General features: G+C 73.2%; 19 protein-coding genes and 1 riboswitch. Of the genes, 12 read left to right on the plus strand and 7 right to left on the minus strand.

Going from position 1 to position 19,641, the window contains the following annotated elements; genetic code table 11:
- A partial coding sequence (locus ACFWI8_RS08770; protein WP_387087416.1) for an ATP-binding cassette domain-containing protein occupies positions 1–876 on the plus strand: 876 nt, incomplete at its 5' end.
- A complete protein-coding gene (locus ACFWI8_RS08775) occupies positions 873–1,697 on the plus strand; it encodes an ABC transporter permease (RefSeq protein ID WP_387087418.1) in 825 nt (274 codons plus the stop codon). The genes ACFWI8_RS08770 and ACFWI8_RS08775, both read left to right, overlap by 4 nt.
- An 11-nt stretch (positions 1,698–1,708) precedes the next feature.
- Here ACFWI8_RS08775 and ACFWI8_RS08780 read toward each other — a convergent pair whose 3' ends face one another.
- Positions 1,709–2,398, minus strand: coding sequence for a response regulator (locus ACFWI8_RS08780; protein ID WP_387087420.1), 690 nt, complete (start codon positions 2,396–2,398; stop codon positions 1,709–1,711).
- A gap of 13 nt (positions 2,399–2,411) precedes the next feature.
- Positions 2,412–3,890: a sensor histidine kinase gene (locus tag ACFWI8_RS08785; RefSeq protein WP_387087422.1), complete on the minus strand. Its 1,479-nt coding sequence runs from the start codon at positions 3,888–3,890 to the stop codon at positions 2,412–2,414.
- A 110-nt stretch (positions 3,891–4,000) separates the two neighbouring features.
- Here ACFWI8_RS08785 and ACFWI8_RS08790 point away from each other — a divergent pair, with 110 nt between their 5' ends.
- The 4 genes from ACFWI8_RS08790 to ACFWI8_RS08805 all read left to right on the plus strand — a co-directional run bounded on the left by ACFWI8_RS08790 (position 4,001) and on the right by ACFWI8_RS08805 (position 8,173).
- Positions 4,001–4,921, plus strand: a complete 921-nt coding sequence (locus tag ACFWI8_RS08790) for an ABC transporter ATP-binding protein (RefSeq protein ID WP_387087424.1) — start codon at positions 4,001–4,003, stop codon at positions 4,919–4,921.
- On the plus strand, positions 4,918–5,661 hold the full coding sequence (locus ACFWI8_RS08795; RefSeq protein ID WP_387087426.1) for an ABC transporter: 744 nt from the start codon (positions 4,918–4,920) through the stop codon (positions 5,659–5,661). The genes ACFWI8_RS08790 and ACFWI8_RS08795 overlap by 4 nt, the downstream gene beginning before the upstream one ends.
- A 72-nt stretch (positions 5,662–5,733) precedes the next feature.
- Positions 5,734–6,513 carry a MerR family transcriptional regulator gene (locus ACFWI8_RS08800; protein ID WP_387087428.1) on the plus strand — a complete coding sequence of 260 codons (780 nt, stop codon included), beginning with the start codon at positions 5,734–5,736 and terminating at the stop codon, positions 6,511–6,513.
- A gap of 64 nt (positions 6,514–6,577) precedes the next feature.
- Entirely contained in the window at positions 6,578–8,173 is a 1,596-nt protein-coding gene (locus ACFWI8_RS08805) for a threonine/serine exporter ThrE family protein (protein ID WP_387087430.1), read from the plus strand.
- Positions 8,174–8,183: 10 nt separating this feature from the next.
- Here ACFWI8_RS08805 and ACFWI8_RS08810 read toward each other — a convergent pair whose 3' ends face one another.
- Positions 8,184–8,498 carry a DMT family transporter gene (locus ACFWI8_RS08810; RefSeq protein WP_387087432.1) on the minus strand — a complete coding sequence of 105 codons (315 nt, stop codon included), beginning with the start codon at positions 8,496–8,498 and terminating at the stop codon, positions 8,184–8,186.
- Between the two features lie 14 nt (positions 8,499–8,512).
- Positions 8,513–8,577: riboswitch (guanidine-III (ykkC-III) riboswitch) on the minus strand.
- Between the two features lie 46 nt (positions 8,578–8,623).
- The gene (locus ACFWI8_RS08815; RefSeq protein ID WP_311603955.1) at positions 8,624–9,121 is read right to left on the minus strand and encodes an inorganic diphosphatase; all 498 of its coding nucleotides are present in this window, start codon (positions 9,119–9,121) and stop codon (positions 8,624–8,626) included.
- Between the two features lie 85 nt (positions 9,122–9,206).
- Between ACFWI8_RS08815 and dacB the strand changes: the two genes are divergently transcribed.
- From dacB to folE, 6 genes are all read left to right on the plus strand, one after another.
- Positions 9,207–10,682, plus strand: a complete 1,476-nt coding sequence (dacB, locus tag ACFWI8_RS08820; RefSeq protein WP_387087434.1) for a D-alanyl-D-alanine carboxypeptidase/D-alanyl-D-alanine-endopeptidase — start codon at positions 9,207–9,209, stop codon at positions 10,680–10,682.
- 56 nt (positions 10,683–10,738) lie between these two features.
- Complete coding sequence (locus ACFWI8_RS08825) at positions 10,739–11,860, plus strand: zinc-dependent metalloprotease (protein ID WP_387087436.1); 1,122 nt, start codon at positions 10,739–10,741, stop codon at positions 11,858–11,860.
- A gap of 172 nt (positions 11,861–12,032) precedes the next feature.
- On the plus strand, positions 12,033–13,094 hold the full coding sequence (gene tilS / locus ACFWI8_RS08830; protein ID WP_311603959.1) for a tRNA lysidine(34) synthetase TilS: 1,062 nt from the start codon (positions 12,033–12,035) through the stop codon (positions 13,092–13,094).
- An 89-nt stretch (positions 13,095–13,183) separates the two neighbouring features.
- Positions 13,184–13,738 (plus strand): hypoxanthine phosphoribosyltransferase, encoded by a 555-nt coding sequence (hpt, locus tag ACFWI8_RS08835; protein ID WP_387087439.1) that lies wholly within the window; start codon positions 13,184–13,186, stop codon positions 13,736–13,738.
- 170 nt (positions 13,739–13,908) lie between these two features.
- Entirely contained in the window at positions 13,909–15,903 is a 1,995-nt protein-coding gene (ftsH, locus tag ACFWI8_RS08840; protein WP_387087563.1) for an ATP-dependent zinc metalloprotease FtsH, read from the plus strand.
- A gap of 120 nt (positions 15,904–16,023) precedes the next feature.
- Positions 16,024–16,641, plus strand: a complete 618-nt coding sequence (folE, locus tag ACFWI8_RS08845; RefSeq protein WP_311603962.1) for a GTP cyclohydrolase I FolE — start codon at positions 16,024–16,026, stop codon at positions 16,639–16,641.
- Between the two features lie 228 nt (positions 16,642–16,869).
- Here folE and ACFWI8_RS08850 read toward each other — a convergent pair whose 3' ends face one another.
- The 3 genes from ACFWI8_RS08850 to ACFWI8_RS08860 form a co-directional block, all read right to left on the minus strand.
- Positions 16,870–17,721: a hypothetical protein gene (locus ACFWI8_RS08850; protein WP_387087441.1), complete on the minus strand. Its 852-nt coding sequence runs from the start codon at positions 17,719–17,721 to the stop codon at positions 16,870–16,872.
- 120 nt (positions 17,722–17,841) lie between these two features.
- Positions 17,842–18,813 carry an ABC transporter substrate-binding protein gene (locus ACFWI8_RS08855; protein ID WP_387087443.1) on the minus strand — a complete coding sequence of 324 codons (972 nt, stop codon included), beginning with the start codon at positions 18,811–18,813 and terminating at the stop codon, positions 17,842–17,844.
- A 26-nt stretch (positions 18,814–18,839) separates the two neighbouring features.
- On the minus strand, positions 18,840–19,640 hold the full coding sequence (locus tag ACFWI8_RS08860) for an ABC transporter permease (RefSeq protein ID WP_387087445.1): 801 nt from the start codon (positions 19,638–19,640) through the stop codon (positions 18,840–18,842).
- Between the last annotated feature and the right edge of the window lies 1 nt (position 19,641).

A 19,641-nucleotide genomic window follows, 5' to 3' on the forward strand; every position in this document is an offset into this window, starting at 1 on the left:
TGGCGGGTGGGGGGGGCGGGGTTGCCGCCCCCGAAGCCGCCCACCGGGGGGGGGGCGGCCCCCGCGGGGCCCCCCCACCCCGACGAGGTCCGCTACCGCATCGGACTCCTCGGCCAACACGCAGCGCTCGACGAGGAGTTGAGCGGACGGCAGAACCTGGAGCTGTTCGGCCGGCTCTACCACCTGGGCGGCCGCGGCGCCGCCCGGCGCGCCACCGAGCTGCTGGAGCGCTTCGACCTGGCGGACACCGGCGGGCGGGCCGTCGGCCAGTACAGCGGCGGCATGCGCCGCCGGCTCGACCTGGCCGCCAGCCTGATCACCAGGCCCGAGGTGCTCTTCCTCGACGAGCCGACCACCGGCCTCGACCCACGCGGCCGCACCGAGGTGTGGCAGGCCGTCCGGTCCCTCGCCGGAGGCGGCACCACCGTGCTGCTCACCACCCAGTACCTGGAGGAGGCCGACCAACTCGCCGACCGCATCTCGGTGATCGACCGCGGTCGCCGAATCGCCGAGGGCACCGCGGACGAACTCAAGGCGCTGATCGGCGCCGACCGCATCGACGTCGTGGTGCGGAACCAGGACCGGCTCACCGAGGCCGCGGCCGTGGTCGGCATGGCCGCCCGCGCCGCCGGGACCCACACCGACCCGGACCGGCGACTGGTCAGCGCGCCCGTCACCGACCGGATGGCCGCCCTCGCCGAGACGGTGCGTGCCCTCGGCGCCGCCGGCATCGACGCGGAGGACATCGCCCTGCGCCGCCCGACGCTGGACGAGGTCTTCCTCCACCTGACCGGCGACTCGTCCGGCGACTCGTCCGACGCCTCGTCCGGAAACCCGGCCGACCGCACCCATGACCGCACGGAGGCGCCCGCATGACCACCACGGCTTCCCCCATCGCACCGCCCATGGGCCGGCTGACCCGGGCCGTCACCGACTCGGTCACCATGACCCGCCGCGGCCTGGCCCACTGGGCCCGCCGCCCCGGCACCGTCGCCACCGGGCTGCTCTTCCCGGTGATGATGCTGGTGATGTTCGCCTACTTCCTCGGCGGCGGCATGGCCGTCCCGGGCGGCGGCGACTACACCGAGTTCCTGGTGCCCGGAATGCTGGCGCTCACCATGGCCTTCGGCCTGGAATCGACCATGGTCGCGCTCACTCAGGACATCAACCGCGGCGTCCTGGACCGCTTCCGGTCCATGCCCATCGCTCCCTCCTCCGTGTTGGTCGGCCGTAGCCTGCTCGACATGCTCGAGTCGGCGGCCGGCCTGCTGGTGATGATCTGCGCCGGCCTCGCCATCGGCTGGCGCTGGCACGGCGGCCTCGCCGAGGCCCTGGCTGCCGTCGGCCTCCTCCTGCTGCTGCGCTTCGCCATGCTCTGGGTCGGCATCTACCTGGGTCTGGTCGCCGGCCGGCCGGAGATGGTGCAGACCGTGCAGATCCTCGTCTGGCCGGTCGGCTTCCTGTCCAACGCCTTCACCTCACCGGACACCATGCCCCGGTGGATGGGGGCGATCGCCGAGTGGAACCCGATGTCCGCCACGGCCGGAGCCGCCCGCGAACTCTTCGGCAACCGTGGTTGGACCGGCGACAGTTGGGCCGCCACCCACCCCGTCCTCCTGGCCGTCGTCTGGCCCCTGGTCCTCCTCGCTCTCTGCGCCCCACTGGCCATGCGGCGCTTCTCCCGGCTGAACGACTAGGTCTATCCGTCTCAACCGCCCGCCCGGCCCCCGGCCTCGCCGGGGGCCGAGGCGTCCGCGACCAGACCGGCCTCGTACGCGACGATCGCCGCCCGCACCCGGTTGCGCACCCCGAGCCGGGTCAGCACCGTGCTGACATAGGCCTTGATCGTCCCCTCGACGAGATGCAGCCGCCGGCCGATCTCCGCGTTGGACAGGCCGGCTCCGATCAGCGCCAGCACCTCCCGCTCCCGCTCACTCAACGTGGCCACCAACTCCCGCGCGCGGTCCCGCGCGCTCGTCCCCTGCCGCAACTCGCCGATCACCCGGCGGGCGACCCGCGGCGAGAGAGACGCCCCGCCTTCCGCCACCGCGTGCACCCCGGCGATCAACTCCCGTGGGTCCGAGGCCTTCAACAGGAAGCCGGCCGCCCCGAGGTCCAACGCCCGGCTGATGTACTCGTCCTGGCCGAACGTGGTGAGCATGACCACTCCGGTGTCCGGCAACAACTGCCGCAGCTGCCCCAGCGCGGTCAGCCCGTCCGAGCCGGGCATCCTGATGTCCAGCAACGCCACGTCGGGCCGGTGCCGGCGGGCCAGCTCCACCGCCTCCCGCCCGTCGGCGGCCTCCGCCACCACCTCCACCGCCGGATCGGTGGCCAGGATCGCCCGGATCCCGGCGCGGATCATCGCCTCGTCGTCGGCGATCAGGACCCGAACCATCTCGCTCCCCCCATCAGTCGCCCCTTCGCAACGTGTCCTTGGCCACCAGCACCCCGTCCTCGAAGCACAGCCGGAACATCGTCTCCGAGAAGTCCACCAGGTTGTGCCCGGCCCGGTAGTACTCGCAGGTGGCCCCGGCCGGTATCGGCGGCTCGGCCAGCACCGGCGGCGGCGCGCTGATCGAGTGCGGCAGCACGGACGCGAACTCCACCCGCTCCTGCCCGAGCCGCAGCCGGTCGAACTCGTCCGGGCCCAGGGAGGTCCGCATCACCGTGACCGTGTAGACGGTGAACAACGCCACCATCAGGGCGAAGCCGAGCCCTATCGGCAGGGCCGAGGTCCGCAGCAGATCCCGCCGCGCCCGACGCTGAGCCGCCACCAACTCGGCCGGGCTGGACGCCCGCTCCGGCGGCACCGTGGCGCTGTCGGGCGGAGTGCGCGGCAGCCGTGCGACGACCTCGAAACCCGATCCCAGCGGCCCAGCCCGCAATGTGCCCCCGGCCAGCCGGACCCGCTCGTCGAGGCTGATCAGACCCGTGCGACTGCCGACCGGTGGGGAAGCGGGCTCAGTGTCGCCCGGGGAACCCGTGTCGGTCACCGCGACGACCGACTCGGCCGCCGAGTGGGCCACCCGGACCGATATGCGCGACCCCGGGGCGTGCTTGACCGCGTTGGTCAGCGCCTCCTGCACCACTCGCCGGGCCGCGTGCCGCAGGACGGGCGCGCCCCACTCCTCGGGCCGGCCATCCTCGCGCAGCTCGACCGACACCCCCGAGCGCCGCGCCCGCTCCACCAGATCCGGGATCTCGTCCCCGGTCGGCTCCTCACCCTGCCCCAGCAGGCCGATCACCTCGTGCAGGCGCTCGGTGGCCGCCACCGAGCCCTCGCGCAGTCGCGTCGCCATCGCGCGCTGCTCCTCGCTCAGCCCCGGCGACAGCTCGAGACCGCCGGCCGTCAGGGCCATCAGGCTCAGCTCGTGCCCCAGCGAGTCGTGCATGTCCTGCGCGATCCTGGCCCGCTCGCGCGACCTGGCCTGCTCCGCCGCCTGCTCGGCACGCTCCCAGCCCGCCCGCATCAACTCGGCGCGCTGCCGCCACCAGGTGCCGGCCCACCACGGCAGCACGGCCGTGCCGAACTGGGTGAGCAGGATGACGATCCAGCCGCTGAGGTCGCCGTTGGCCCCGGCGTGCGCCATGCCGGCGCTGGCCGCGGCGGCGAAGGCGAACTGGGCGCGCAACAGGTGCCGCATGTACCGCCCGGCCAGGAGGCTGAGCAGGACGGCGGCGCTCAGTGGCGCCCCGGGGCTCACCCCGTCCACCACGACGAAGATCCCCAGCACCCCGGCGGCCGTCAGCCCCAGCGTCGGCGCCCGGCGGCTGACCACGCCGCCCAGCACTATCGTCACCGCCGCCGCGACCGTCGGGAGCGGGCGGGCTCCCTCCGTGTCGAGCGCCAGCGGCGCGAGGAGGATCAGAACAAACCAGGCCTTCATGGCGGGCACGCTAACAAGAGGCCGTCGCTCTGCGTTACTGACGAAAGTCAGGTCGTTTCCTGACGAACGACGGCAGCGCCGCCCGGCGCCCCGTTCCTAGCCTCGGCGACATGATCAGCATGCGTGACCTCACCAAGAAGTACGGAGCGAGAACGGCGGTCGAAGCCCTCTCGCTGGAGATCGAGCCGGGCCGCGTCACCGGCTTCCTCGGGCCCAACGGCGCCGGGAAGTCCACCACGATGCGGATGGTCATGGGCCTGGACGCGCCCACCGCGGGCCGGGCCCTGGTCAACGGCCGGCCGTACGCGGAGCTGCGCCACCCGCTGCGCGAGGCCGGTGCCCTGCTCGACCCACGCTCCGCGCACCCGGGCCGCTCGGCCCGCGCCCACCTGACCGGCATGGCCCGGAGCAACGGCATCCCGGCGGCCAGGGTCACCGCGGTGCTCGACACCGTCGGGCTGGCGGCGGTGGCCGGCCGCCGCGTCGGCTCCTTCTCGCTCGGCATGCGTCAGCGGCTCGGCATCGCCGCCGCCCTCCTCGGGGACCCCCCGGTGCTGCTGCTCGACGAGCCGGTCAACGGCCTCGACCCGGACGGGGTGCGCTGGCTGCGGGAGTTGATCCGCTCCCTCGCAGCCGAGGGGCGCACCGTCTTCCTCTCCAGCCACCTGATGAGCGAGATGCAGGAGACGGCCGACCACGTGGTGGTGATCGGGCGCGGCCGCCTCATAGCGGACGCACCCGTGGCCAGCATCATCGAGCGCAGCTCCACGAACGCGGTCCGGATCCGCAGCCCACGCCTCGGCGAGCTGCTCCCGCACCTGGCCGCGGCGGGGCTGACCGTGCGCGCGGCGGACGGTGGGGGCCGCGACGAGGCGCTGGTTCTCGGCGGCGACCTGGCCGGGATCGGCGAGCTCGCCTTCCGGCACCGGGTGCCCGTGCACGAGCTCAGCCAGCGCCGGGCCTCGTTGGAGGAGGCATACATGGAGCTGACCGAGAGCAGCGTCGAGTACGGGGAGCGTGAGCCGGCATGAGGGGAGCGATCGCCTTCGAGTGGACCAAGCTGGTGAGCGTGCGCTCCACCTGGTGGAGCCTGGTGGCCGCCGGGCTGCTCACCGCCGCCGCGTCGGTCGTGGTCGGCATGTCGGCCTTCGCCAGCGCGGAGAACGGGTTCGAAACCGCTCGGCCCGCGCCGCACGCGGTCGCCGACGCGCTGATGGTCGCCCAGCTCGCCGTCCTCGTGCCGGCCACCCTGGCCGTCACCGGCGAGTACGCCAGCGGATCCATCCGCACCTCGCTGCAGAGCGTCCCGGTCCGCTGGCGCCTGCTGCTCGGCAAGGCGGCCGTGGTCGCCGCGGTGGCGGCGGTGCTCGGCGTGCTGCTCAGCGCCCTGGGCACGGCCTGCGCCGCCCCGGTGATGCGCGAGTACGGTGAGTTCACCGCCGCCGACGCCGTGGCGGCCGCGGCGGGCACCGGCGGCTATCTGTCCGCGCTGGCCCTGATGGCCATAGGCACCGGCACCATGCTGCGCAGCGCGGCGGGCGCGATCACCGGCCTGGTGCTGCTGCAGTTGGCGGTGCCCCAGCTGCTGCGGGCCATCGGCGCCGGGTGGTTGGCCGCCGTCGCCGATCACCTGCCGTCGACCGCGGGCCTGGTGCTGATCACCCAGGACCACGAGCCCTACGGGCCCGGCGTCGCGGTCGCCGTGCTGCTGGGCTGGTCGGCGGCGGCGCTGGCGGCGGGTTACGCGGTGCTGCGCGGCCGGGACGCGTAGCGGTGATGCCCGGGCTTGCACCTCACGCCACGTGATGGCGGACCGTGGCTCGGGACGGGAAAGGAGACGGACGTGAGCTATTCGGTGGGGCAGGTCGCCGGGTTCGCTCGGGTCACGGTGCGACTGTTGCACCACTACGACGAGATCGGGCTGCTGGTGCCCGGCGAGCGCACCCGTGCCGGCCACCGCCGCTACGGGGACGCCGATCTGGACCGGCTGCAGTGGATCCTCTTCTACCGGGAGCTCGGCTTCCCGCTGGAGGAGATCGCCGCCCTGCTCGACGACCCGGCCGCCGACCCGCAGGAGCACCTGCGCCGCCAGCACGCGCTGCTCACCGAGCGGATCGAGCGGCTGCGCGCCATGGCCACGGCCGTCGAACAAGCCATGGAGGCACGGAAGATGGGCATCAACCTCACCCCCGAGGAGCGGTTCGAGGTCTTCGGCGACTTCGATCCCGCGGAGCACGCGGCAGAGGCCGAGCAGCGCTGGAGCGACACCGAGGCGTACCGGGTGTCGCGGCGCAGGGCCGCCGGCTACCGGAAGGAGGACTGGGAGCGGATCAAGGCCGAGGGAGACGAGCTGAACGCCCGCCTCGTCGCCCTGCTGGAGTCGGGCGCGGCGCCCGACTCGGCCGAGGCCATGGCGGCGGCCGAGGAGCACCGGCTGGGGATCACGCGGAACTTCTACGAGTGCGGCCACGACATGCACACCCGCCTCGGCGAGATGTATGTCGCGGACGAGCGCTTCACCCGCACCATCGACGCCGTCAGGCCCGGTCTCGCCGCCTATCTGCGGGCCGCGATCCTGGCGAACGCGGAGCGGCACTCCGGTCGGGCGAATCCACCGGAATGACCTTATGCTGCGGCGAGGGCCTTCCGGAGGGCCCCACCAGGCGTGAGGGAGGAGCGGGATCGGCGTGGGTGGCGAGGAAGCGACGGATCAGGAGACAGGCTCCGGGTTCGCCGTTCCCGAGGGGCTCGAGCTGCCCCCGCCGGAGAGCGACCACCCGAGCTCCGAGTTCGCGGTCCCCGAGGGCCTCACCGTTCCGCCGCGCGCCCCGCAGCGCAGCGAGTTCACCCCGGCCCAGGGCATACCCCGGGTCCCCGGCCTCGAGGCCGGCCGCGGCACCTACTGGCAGGACCGGATGCGCAGCATTGTCCGACTGCCGCTGGCCGAGCGGCCGGCCCCCGAGTACGTGCCCAGGGAGGGGGAGGAGGCGCCACCGGCCGTCCCCCGGGTGCTTGACCTGACGCTGCGTATCGGGGAGCTGCTGCTGGCCGGCGGCGAGGGCGCGGAGGACGTCGAGGCCGCGATGTTCGGGGTGGTCCACGCCTACGGGCTCGACCGCTGCGAGGCCACGGTCACCTTCACCCTGATCTCCATCACCCACCAGCCCTCGCTGGTCGAGGCGCCGGTCTCGCTCAGCCGCATCGTCCGGCGGCGCGGCACCGACTACACCCGGCTGGCCGCCGTCTTCCAACTGGTGGACGACATCTCCTCGGGCGAGGTCTCGCTCGAGGAGGCCTACGGCCGGCTCGCCACCATCCGGCGGAACCGGCACCCGTTCACCAAGTGGCAGCTGACCATCGCCAGCGGGCTGCTGGCCGGCGCCGCCAGCACCCTGGTCGGCGGCAACTGGCAGGTCTTCCTGCTCGCCGCCCTGGGCGCCATGCTCGGCGACCGGCTGGCCTGGCTGGCGGCCAGCCGCGGGCTGCCGGAGTTCTACCAGTTCGCCGCCGCCGCGATGGCGCCGGCGCTGGTGGGCGTCGCCTGGGCGGCCGGCCACACCTCGGGCTCCGGTGAGATCCAGGCCGCGGCCATGGTCACCGGCGGCCTGTTCGCGGTGATCCCCGGCCGGGCGCTGGTCGCCGGCGTCCAGGACGGCCTCACGGGCTACTACCTGACGGCATCGGCCCGTCTGCTCGAGGTGGTCTACCTCAGTGTCGGCATCGTCTGCGGGGTGCTCGCCGTGCTCTACGTCGGCGAGACCTCGGGGGTGAGCCTGGAGCCCGAGGTCGTCCAGCGCGCCACCCGCCCCGGCGTCCAGTTGGCCGCCGCGCTGCTGCTCTCGCTCACCTTCTGCGTGCTGCTCCAGCAGGCCCGCCACACGATCATCCCCGCCACCGTCAACGGCGGCGTCGCCTGGCTGGTCTACGGCGCGATGCACGACACGGCCGGCCTCTCGCCGTTCGCGGCCACCGCCGTCGGCGCGGGCATGGTCGGCCTCTTCGGCCAGCTCGAGTCCCGCTACCGGTTCACCTCGTCGCTGCCCTACGTGACCGCGGCGATCGGCCCGCTGCTGCCCGGTGGCGCGGTCTACCTCGGCCTGCTCGGCTTCGCCCAGGGCGACGTGGACGCCGGCATCCAGAACCTGCTCACCGCGATCACGCTGGCACTCGCCATCGCCGTCGGAGTGAACCTGGGCAGCGAGATGGCCCGGTTGTTCATCGGAACCCCCGGGCTCACCACGCCGATCGGCCGCCGCGGCGCCAAGCGCACCCGCGGCTTCTGAAGCAGCCCCCTCAGTGCGCCAGCTTCAGGCCGACCACGCAGCCGACGATGCCGGCGAGCAGCGCCACCTTCAGCAGCGACGCCGGCTCGCCCTCGAAGGCCATCCCGTATCCGGCGGTCAGCACCGCGCCGATGCCGACCCACACCGCGTACCCGGTGCCCACCGGCAGGGTCCGCAGCGCCAGCGCGAGGCCGGTCATCGAGAGCACGAGGCCGACCGCGAAGACCACGGTCGGCACCGGCTTGCTGAACCCCTCGGACTTGCCGAGCGCCGTCGCCCAGACGGCCTCGAGCACACCGGAGATCACGAGAAGAATCCACGCCATGACGGACACGACTCCCCGCGCCGTCTTGTCGTGGGGCTGGGTACGGCGCACCTCGTCCAGGAGCCGGTCGTGGCTCTGCCCCCAGCCTCTCACAACGGGTGCGGCGCGCCGTCAGGAGCGACGCGTCAGTGGTGGCCCTCGCCGGCGTCCACCGCGCGCTTGAACGAGGCCTCGATCTCGGCCTCCGCCTCGGTCCTGCCCACCCAGTTGGCGCCCTCGACCGACTTGCCCGGCTCCAGGTCCTTGTAGACCTCGAAGAAGTGCTGGATCTCGAGCCGGTCGAACTCGCTCACGTGGTGGATGTCGCGCAGGTGCTCCATCCGAGGGTCGGACGCCGGCACGCACAGCAGCTTGTCGTCGCCGCCCGCCTCGTCCCGCATCCGGAACATGCCGATCGCCCGACACTGGATCAGGCAGCCGGGGAAGGTGGGCTCGTCGAGCAGCACCAAGGCGTCCAGCGGGTCGCCGTCCTCGCCGAGCGTCCCCTCCACGAAGCCGTAGTCGGCCGGGTAGACCGTCGAGGTGAAGAGGTGGCGGTCCAGACGGATGCGTCCGGTCTTGTGATCCACCTCGTACTTGTTCCGCGAACCCTTCGGAATCTCGATGGTGACGTCGAACTCCACTGGGGGTCTCCTTAACCGATCTATGCACGCGACAGGTGGTTAAGTGTCCCTCACGGCGGTGTCTGCTCGCGAAAGGGGCTGGTCCGTGGTGCGGAGGACGGCGGAGAAGCTCGAGGTGGTGCTGCGGTTCGTCCGTGCCAACCTCCGGGAACAGCAGGCGATCTGGCGCCTCGTCGCCGCCGCCGGCGCGGCCGGGCTGGCGATCGCCTCGGTGCTCGTCGCCCTCGCCGGCCCCTGGGACTCCGGCCGGCGCACCGCCGAGCGCGACCAGGCGACCGCCGCCGACGTCCGGCGGGACGCGGACACCGGGGACGGCGAGCGGGTGGCCGGCACCGTGCCCGGGGTGCAGCCGGTCCTGGTGCCGCTGGACGGCGAGGGCGCGGAGCCCACCGCCGCCGTGGTGGAGCGCGTGCTGCGGCCGCTGCTGCGCGACCCGGCGCTCGGCAAGGACGTCGCCGCGGCCGTCATCGACCTGTCGTCCGGCGAGTCGCTGTACGCCGAGCGCGCGGGCACCAGCCGCGCCCCCGCCTCAACGATCAAGATCATCACCGCCGTGGCGGCCCTGGACGCGCTCGGCCCCGACCACCGTCTCGCCACCACCGTCCGCTGGGACGAGGAGCGGAAGAGCGTCGTCCTGGTCGGCGGCGGCGACCCCACCCTCACCGCGGACGACCTCGACGACCTCGCCATGGACACCGCCCGCGCCCTGGCCGACCAGGGGCTCACGGCCGAGGAGGTCGCCTACGACGTCTCGCTCTACCCGCGCGAGCAGCGTCACCCGATCGGGGTGAACGACAACATCGCCGTCATCACCCCGCTCCAGCTGAACGAGGGCCGCCTCGACGACAGCACCAGGGGCCCCGCGCCGCGCGCCGACAACCCGGCGGCCGACGCCGCCACCGCCTTCGCCGCGGCCCTGGCGGACGCCGGCGGCATCAGCGCCGAGGCCGCCGAGGGCCGCGACCCGGCCAGGCGCACCGCGCCGGAGGACGCCGAGGAACTGGCCGTCCACCGCTCCGCGCCGACCTCCTCGCTGGTCGAGCGGATGCTGGTCAACAGCGACAACGACCTCGCCGAGGCGCTGGCCAGGCACACCGCGATCGCCAGCGACCAGCCGGCCGACTTCCGCGGCGCGAGCGCCGCGTTCAACGGCCGGCTCGACGCGCTCGGGCTGCCCATGGACGGCGCCCGGCTGGTCGACGCCAGCGGCCTCGACCGCGAGGGCCGGGTCACCGCGGACCTGCTCACCCGGGCCCTCGCCGTCGCCGCCGACCCCGAGCGCCCGGAGCTGCGGGCCGCCCTCACCGGCCTCCCGGTGGCCGGCTTCTCCGGCACCCTGTCCGAGCGGTACGCGGACGGCGAGACCGGTACGGAGGGCGCCGGCCTGGTGCGCGCCAAGACCGGCACCCTGACCGGCGTCAACAGCCTGGCCGGCACGGTCGCCACCGGCGAAGGACGGGTGCTCGCCTTCGCCTTCCTCGCCTCCGAGACCACGGACGCGCGGGCGGCCGAGGCCGCGCTCGACGAGGCGGCCACGGCGCTGGCCGCCCTGGCCGGCTAGCCGCCCCGCCCCTGGGCCGCTAGCCGTGGGGTGGGGGGCGCCGTACCGTTGAGGGCATGACCTCACTCGGCGGTACGGACCTGGTCGACTGGAAGCTGGCGGTCTCCACCGCCACCCGGGTGCTGCGTCCCGGCCCCGAGGTGAGCCGGGACGAGGCCCGTTCCGTCGTCGCCGAGCTGCGCCGGCACGCCGTCGCCTCGGAGCGGCACGTGCGGGAGTTCACCGAGCTGGACGCGGGCGGGGTGGACACGCCGGTGCTGGTGGTGGACCGGCCCGGGTGGGTGCGGGCCAACGTGGCCGGCTTCCGGGAGGTGCTCGCCCCGCTGATGTCCCGGATGCGCGAGCGGCGGGCCGCCATGCCAGGCGGGGGCGCGCTCACCGCGATGGGCAGCAAGGTCACCGGCGTCGAGGTCGGCATGCTGCTCGGCTTCCTCTCCTCCCGGGTGCTCGGCCAGTACGAGACCTTCGCGCCCGCCGGGCCCGAGCTGCCGGGCGCCACCAGCGGCCGGCTGCTGCTCGTCGCCCCCAACATCGTCCACGTGGAGCGCGAGCTCGACGTGCACCCGCACGACTTCCGGCTCTGGGTCTGCCTGCACGAGGAGACCCACCGCACCCAGTTCACCGCCGTGCCCTGGCTCCGCGACCACCTGGAGAGCGAGATCCAGTCCTTCCTGGCCGAGGCCGACGTGGACCCGGCCACCCTGGTCGAGCGGCTGCGGCGGGCCGCGCAGTCGCTGGGCGGCCGGGCGTCCGAGGAGCAGACCGAGGCGGAGCGCGGGGACGGGCCGAGCATCGTCGACCTGGTGCAGACCCCGCGCCAGCGGGAGATCCTGGAGCGGCTCACCGCCGTGATGTCCCTGCTGGAGGGGCACGCGGACTACGTGATGGACGGCGTGGGCCCCGCCGTCGTGCCGTCCGTCGCCGAGATCAGGGAGAAGTTCACCCGGCGCCGCCAGGCCGGCGCCGGCCGGCTCGACCGGGCGCTGCGCCGGCTCCTCGGCCTGGACGCCAAGCTGCGGCAGTACCGGGACGGCGAGCGGTTCGTCCGCACCGTGGTCGACGAGGCGGGCATGGCCGGCTTCAACCGCGTGTGGACCTCGCCGAACACGCTGCCCACCAAGGACGAGATCTCCCGCCCCGAACGGTGGATCGCCCGGGTCGGACCCGGTCCCGCGTAGGGCCCGGTCAGTGGCCCTGATCGCCGCCAAACGCGCATAAATCACCCGTACGAGGGACCGTGGCGGCAATGCCGGGCGTGCGATGCTCGGGTAACAGACCTCCTCTGTCACCATTTACGCACCCAGCGTGACAACGCTTCCCGAGCTCCCCGCAGAAAGAAGTGATTCGGACATGGGTCCCCACCCCTCGGTCGCCGCGATACGCCTGGCGGTTCGCCGCGTGCTCAACGACATCCTCGACGCGGCCCGCGCCCCGTCCCCCTCGGCCCCCGACGCCTCGTCCCCCCGCCTGCCCCGGCCCCTCGTGCTGGTGGCCTGCTCCGGCGGCGCGGACTCCATGGCGCTCGCCTCCGCCCTGGCCTTCGAGGCCTCCCGCGCCGGCGTCCGCGCCGGCGGTGTCACCATCGACCACGGTCTCCAGCCCGACTCCGACCTCCGCGCCCGCGAGGTCGCCGAGCGGATGACCTCACTCGGCCTCGACCCCGTCGACGTCGTCCCGGTCGACGTGGGCCGCGCCGGCGGCCCCGAGGCCGCCGCCCGCACCGCCCGCTACGCCGCCCTCGACGCCACCGCCGAGCGCCACCACGCCGTCGCCGTGCTCCTCGGCCACACCCGCGACGACCAGGCGGAAACGGTGCTCCTCGGGCTCGCCCGCGGCTCGGGCACCCGCTCGCTCTCCGGCATGGCGGCCGTCTCCGGCAGCCTCTCCGGCGTCCCCGAGGCCGCCCTCCGCTACCGTCGCCCGTTCCTCGCCATCGACCGGCAGACCACCCGCAAGGCCTGCCTGGTCCAGTCGCTGCCCGTCTGGGACGATCCGCACAACACCGACCCCTCCTACACCCGCTCCCGGGTGCGCCACGAGGCGCTGCCCGCGCTGGAGAAGGCCCTGGGCCGCGGCGTGGTCGAGGCCCTCGCCCGCACCGCGCAGCTCTCCAGGGATGACGCCGACGCGCTCGACGCCTGGGCGCAGGACGCGCAGCGTGCCGCCACCCGTCCCGACGGCACGCTGGACGTCGCGGAGCTCAGCGCCCTGCCGCCCGCCGTGCGGCGCCGGGTGCTGCGTCGGGCCGCCATCGCGGCCGGCGCCCCGGCGGGCTCGCTGTTCGCCCGCCACATCGAGGAGACGGACCGGCTGATCACCGCCTGGCACGGCCAGCGTCCGCTGAATCTGCCGGGCCGCGTCGAGGCCAGAAGGCAGGGTGGCAGACTGGTGCTCCAGCAGGCGAGTCAGTAGGCGCGTCGAGGGGCGAGTCAGCACGGACCTGCGCGGCCAGCGAGCCAGACCCGGAAGAGCGGACGAGCCGGAAGAGAGCAGTGGCGCGGGTGCGAGAGACGGACCTGGGGGCCGACCTGGAGTCGGTGCTCATCACCAAGGAAGAGATCGATGCCAAGCTCGAGGAGCTGGCCGCCAAGATCGACGCGGCGTACGCCGGCAAGGAGCTGCTGCTGGTGGGGGTCCTGAAGGGCGCGGTGATGGTCATGGCCGACCTCGCCCGCACCCTGTCGTCGCCGGTCACCATGGACTGGATGGCGGTGTCGTCGTACGGCGCCGGCACCCAGTCCTCCGGCGTGGTGCGGATCCTCAAGGACCTCGACGTCGACATCAAGGGCCGGCACGTGCTCATCGTCGAGGACATCATCGACTCGGGGCTCACCCTTTCGTGGCTCCTGTCGAACCTGGGTTCCCGTGAGCCGGCCTCCCTCCGGGTCTGCACGCTGCTGCGCAAGCCGGACGCGGCCAAGGTCGACATCGACGTCGAGTGGGTCGGTTTCGACATTCCCAACGAGTTCGTGGTCGGATACGGCCTCGACTACGCGGAGAAGTACCGCAATCTGCCCTTCGTCGGCACCCTGGCCCCGCACGTCTACAGCGACTAGCGGGACCGGCGGGCCGGGCCCAGCGGGACCGGAAACGCAGGGGATGGCCGGGAACACCGGTTCATCCCCTACCGTTGGATGAAGACAAGGACACCGCGCGCACAGCAGATCCCGTCCGGGCGCTGTGCCTAGATGTGGCAGGAGGGACGGGGCCGCGCCGCCCCGTATGGATAGACGTGAAGCGCTATTTCCGTGGGCCAGTGATGTGGATCGTGCTGGCCGTCCTCGCCGTAATTCTGCTGATGCAGGTGTTCAGCTCTTCCGAGGGCTACAAGAGGGTGGACACCGGCGAGGTCGTGCAGGCGATCAGCCAGAACCATGTGAGGTCCGCCGAGCTCACCACCGGCGACGAGCAGATGATCCGGGTCGAGCTCGAGAGCGGCCAGGAGATCGAGGGCAGCAACCGGGTCCAGGCCAGCTACATCGACGGGCAGGGCGAGGACCTCGCCTCGATGCTGCAGTCGAAGTTCCAGGACGACCAGCTGCCCGACGGGTACACCGTCTCCCCGAAGTCGCAGAACCCCTTCGTGGGCATGCTGCTGTCGATCCTGCCGTTCCTGCTGATCATCATCGTGTTCCTGTTCCTGATGAACCAGATGCAGGGTGGCGGCTCCCGGGTGATGAACTTCGGCAAGTCGAAGGCCAAGCTGATCACCAAGGACACCCCGAAGACCACCTTCGCCGACGTGGCCGGCTCGGACGAGGCCGTGGAGGAGCTCCAGGAGATCAAGGAGTTCCTGCAGGAGCCCGCGAAGTTCCAGGCCGTCGGCGCGAAGATCCCCAAGGGCGTGCTGCTCTACGGCCCGCCCGGCACCGGTAAGACGCTGCTCGCGCGCGCCGTGGCCGGCGAGGCCGGGGTCCCGTTCTACTCGATCTCCGGTTCCGACTTCGTCGAGATGTTCGTCGGCGTCGGCGCCTCCCGGGTGCGTGACCTGTTCGAGCAGGCCAAGGCCAACGCGCCGGCCATCGTCTTCGTGGACGAGATCGACGCGGTCGGCCGGCACCGTGGCGCCGGCATGGGCGGCGGTCACGACGAGCGGGAGCAGACGCTCAACCAGCTGCTGGTCGAGATGGACGGCTTCGACGTCAAGGGCGGCGTGATCCTGATCGCCGCCACCAACCGCCCCGACATCCTCGACCCGGCGCTGCTGCGTCCCGGCCGCTTCGACCGGCAGATCGCGGTGGACCGGCCCGACATGCAGGGCCGCCTGGAGATCCTCAAGGTGCACCAGAAGGGCAAGCCGGTCGCGCCCGACGTCGACCTGGCGGCCGTCGCCCGGCGCACCCCCGGCTTCACCGGTGCCGATCTGAACAACGTGCTCAACGAGGCGGCGCTGCTCGCCGCCCGGGGCAACGCGAAGCTGATCGACAACAAGTTCCTCGACGAGGCCATCGACCGGGTGGTCGCGGGCCCGCAGAAGCGCACCCGGATCATGAGCCAGAAGGAGAAGATGATCACCGCGTACCACGAGGGCGGACACGCCCTGGTCGCGGCGGCCTCTCCCAACAGCGACCCGGTGCACAAGGTGACGATCCTCTCCCGCGGCCGCGCCCTGGGCTACACCATGGTGCTGCCGGAGGAGGACAAGTACTCCACCACGCGGAACGAGATGCTGGACCGGCTGGCCTACATGATGGGCGGCCGGGCGGCCGAGGAGCTGGTCTTCCACGACCCGACCACGGGCGCCGGGGACGACATCGAGAAGGCCACCGCCACGGCGCGGGCGATGGTCACCCAGTACGGCATGACCGAGAAGCTCGGCGCCATCAAGTTCGGCGCCGACAGCTCCGAGCCCTTCCTGGGCAAGGAGATGGGCCACCAGCGCGACTACTCGGAGGAGGTCGCCGGGGTGGTCGACGAGGAGGTCAAGAAGCTCATCGAGACCGCGCACAACGAGGCGTGGGAGATCCTGGTGGAGAACCGGGACGTGCTGGACAACCTGGTGCTCGCGCTGCTTGAGCGGGAGACCCTCAACAAGGAGGAGCTGGCGGAGATCTTCGCCGGCGTCGTGAAGCGCCCGGCCCGCCCGGCGTGGACCGGCTCCACCCGCCGCACGCCGTCCACCAGGCCGCCGGTCTCCTTCCCGGTCAAGGAGATCAACCTGGCGAACGGGAGCCTGGAGAAGGCCACCCCGCCGCTGGAGGACCAGCGCACGGAGGACTGAACCGGGGCTCGTCCCCGACTGGTACCGGAATGTCCGTCCGCGCCCCTCACGTTCTATGGTGAGGGGCGCGGCCGTGTGTACAGGGACGGTGCGCGCCGTGACCAAGGAACGAGGAACGCTATGACCGACCCGGTGACGCTGTCTGACCAGACGTCCGGGCCCGGGCCCGTCGGCGAGTTCGACGAGAAGCGCGCCGAGAACGCCGTCCGCGAGCTGCTGATCGCGGTCGGCGAGGACCCGGACCGGGAGGGGCTGCGCGACACCCCGGCGCGGGTGGCGCGGGCCTACCGGGAGATATTCGCGGGTCTGTGGCAGCGTCCGGAGGACGTGCTGACCACCACGTTCGACCTCGGCCACGACGAGATGGTGCTGGTCAAGGACATCGAGGTGCTGTCGTCCTGCGAGCACCACCTGGTGCCGTTCGTGGGGTACGCGCACATCGGCTACATCCCGTCGGCGAGCGGCAAGATCACCGGGCTCTCCAAGCTGGCCAGGCTGGTCGACGTGTTCGCACGGCGGCCGCAGGTGCAGGAGCGGCTGACCACCCAGATCGCGGACTCCCTGATGCGGATCCTGGAACCGCGCGGGGTGATCGTGGTCGTGGAGTGCGAGCACATGTGCATGACGATGCGCGGGGTGCGGAAGCCGGGGGCCAAGACGACCACCTCGGCGGTGCGGGGCCAGCTGCGGGACGCGGCGACCCGTGCCGAGGCGATGAGCCTGATCCTGGCCCGCTAGGCCCTGGCCGGGCGGGCTTTGGCCACGCGTCGGGCCTGCGGGCTTTGACCGCGCCGAGCCGAGCCCTCGGGTGCCGGCCGGCGCGGCGACGTGTCCGTCAACGGCCTGCCGCCGGCCTCTCCGGCCTCCGGCCGGGCCTTGGCGGGCAGCCTTTCACCGCGGCGCGGGGACCGATGGGCCGGCGTGCGCCGTCCGGCATGCCGGACGTGGCCCGTGGACCGAGCCGCGTCAGCGGCTTTCTCGTGCCTCGTCGAGTGCGCCGGCCGGGGAGCGGTCGCGGGCGTGGTCTTCGGGCTCGTCGTGGGGTGCGGGCGGCTTGCGCCGGCTCGGGGCCGGTGAGGCCGGGGCACCGAAGAAGTCGAACCGTGAGCCGCCGCGCTGCCTGGGACCCGTCTCGGTCGGGGGCGCTTCGGCCGGTGCCGGTGCCGGTGCCGGCACCGGCGCGCGGCCAGCGGCCGGGAGCGCCGGGACGGCGCCTGGCTCGCGCCGTGGCTCGGCCCCCGGCAGGGACTCGCGCTGGCGCGCGGCGGAGCGGGAGAGCCGGCCGAGCGCCTCGTACGCCTGGAGGTAGGTGAGCCGGGTGGGGGCGCCGGTGGCGGTGCGGTGGTCGGTGGGCTCCGAGGTGAGCTCCCTGGCCGGCTCCGAGGCCTCCAGGGCCAGCCGCCGGCGACCTTCGAGCGCCTTGGCGCGCTCGCTCTCCGCGGTGGCGTAGCGGCGCAGCAGGTCGGCGTGTTCCGAGCGGAGCCGGCCGAGGTCGGCCCGCTTGCCGCGAATCTTCTCCTCCAGCTGGGCGACCAGCTCCTGGGCCTCCTCGAGCTCGGCCTGCCGCTCGTCGACCTGCCAGCTCATGCCGGCCTTGGCGGCCCGCTCCCTGGCGACCTGCCGCCCGGCCTCCAGGTCCCAGCGGCGCAGCAGCGCGGCGGCCGTCACCCCGGCGAACGCGGCCAGGGTGGCGAGCACGCGCGGTCCCTGGCCGCCGACCAGCCAGGCGAGCGCCGCGCACAGCAGCGCGGAGCCGCCGAGGGCGGTGGGGATCAACACCCGGTGCAGTGCCGCGTTGCGGTGACGTCCACGTGCCATGGTCGAAACTTACCGTGACGCGGTCGGGGCGTGGGAGGGCACCCGGGTGGTTGTGGCCGGCCGGTTATCAAGCCGATTTTCCGGCCGCCCCGTTGGTGCAGGTGCCCTCCCGACCGTCCGTCAGCCGCCGATCAGGCCGTTCTCCTGGAGGTACTCGTCGGCCACGTCGCCCGCGGTGCGGCGCTCGGCGTCGACCTGCCGGTTGAGCTCGATCAGGTCCTCGGTGGTGAGCGTCTCGGTGAGACGGTCGAGCGTCGCGGTGATCTGCTCGTCGTCCGCGGTCTCGCTGTTGAGCACCGGCAGCAGGTTGTCGGCGAGCTGGAGGGCGCGGTCGTCCTCCAGGAGCACCAGGCCGAAGTCCTCGAGCGTGGCGTCGGTGGTGGTGGTCAGCACCATGTCGTCCTGCCCGTCGGCGACGGCCTGCTTGGCCTGGACGGTGCCGACGCCGCGCGGGTCGATCTCGGTGATGTCGATGCCGTAGGTCTCCTCCAGGCCCGGCTGGCAGAAGGGGCGTTCGGCGCACTCGTCGCCGGCCGCGAGCCGGATCGGGAGGCCGGACTCGCCGAGGTCGGAGAGGGTCGTCAGGTCGTGCTCCGCGGCGAACTCCTCGGTGACCGCGAACGCGTTCTGGTCGGCGGCCTCGCCGGCGTCCAGCACCGTGAGGCCGAGCGGCTCGGCGAGTTCGCGCAGCGCGGTGACGGTCTCCTCGACGTCGGGGCTGGCGACGGGCTCCGCGTCCGCGCCGTTGACCTTGGCGTTGAGGAACTCGGTCAGGGTGGCGGCGTACTCGGGGACGATGTCGATGCCGCCGCTCTCCAGCTCGGGCTCGTAGATCTCGCGGCTGTCCACGGTGGTGACCTCGGTGGAGTAACCGGCGTCGGTGAGGATCCGCGAGTAGAGCTCGGCCATGATGGTGGCCTCGGTGAAGTTGGCGCCGCCGATCGTCAGCGTGTCGCCGGAGCTCTGCTCGCCACCGCCCCCGCCGCTGTCGCCTTCGGACTCGAGGCTGTCTCCGCCGCCGCAGGCGGCCAGGGTCAGGGCCAGCGTGAGGCCGGTCAGGCCGGTGGCGGCGTGTCGGATCGTGCGGTTCACAGGAACTCCCTTGGTCGGAGGGCAGGTCATTCGGCGACTTCGGTGGCCGGTTCCCTGGTTCGGGTGGTGGCGGCCGGCGCGGGCTCCACGGGTCCTTCCCCGTCCCGGCCGGTGGCCGGGGGCTCCGCCCGGCGGGTCCGACGGTCGCTCGCGCGCCGCCCGCGCGCCGGGTCGAGGCCGCGCTGGAGCAGGGCGAGCACCCCTTCGACGGCCAGCGCCAGCAGGGCGACCAGCACCGCCCCCGCGACCACCTGCGCGGTGCGGTAGTTGGCGAAGCCCGCGGTGATGACGCGGCCCAGGCCGCCGCCCCCGGGCAGCGCGGCCAGCGTGGCGGTGGCCACGATCTGCACGGCCGCCGTGCGCACCCCCGTCATGATCAGCGGGAACGCCAGCGGCAGCTCGACGCGCGTCAACAGCTGCCAGCCGGACATGCCGAGCCCGCGGGCGGCGCCCACCACGTCCCGGTCGGCCTCCGAGACGCCCACGTAGGCGTTGGTCAGTAGCGGCGGCACGGCGAACAGCACCAGCGCGACGATCACCGGCAGGTCGCCGTGGCGGCCGAGCGGGCCGATGGTGAGCAGCACCAGGACGGCGAAGGTGGGGACCGCGCGGCCCACGTTGGAGATGTTGATCGCCAGCGCGCCGCCGATCCGGTGCCCGCCGCCGTGGCCGAGCCGGAAGGCGAGCGGCAGCGCGATGACGCAGGAGAGGACGAGGCAGACGCCGGTGAGGTAGAGGTGCTCGACGAGCCGGTGCCACACGCCGGCGTCGCCCGACCAGTTGGCGCCGGTGGTGAGCCAGGTCCACGCGTCGGGGATCACGCCCATC

Origin of the sequence: Streptomyces sp. NPDC127098 (assembly GCF_042722465.1) — a bacterium.
Classification (GTDB): Bacteria; Actinomycetota; Actinomycetes; order Streptomycetales; family Streptomycetaceae; genus Streptomyces; species Streptomyces millisiae.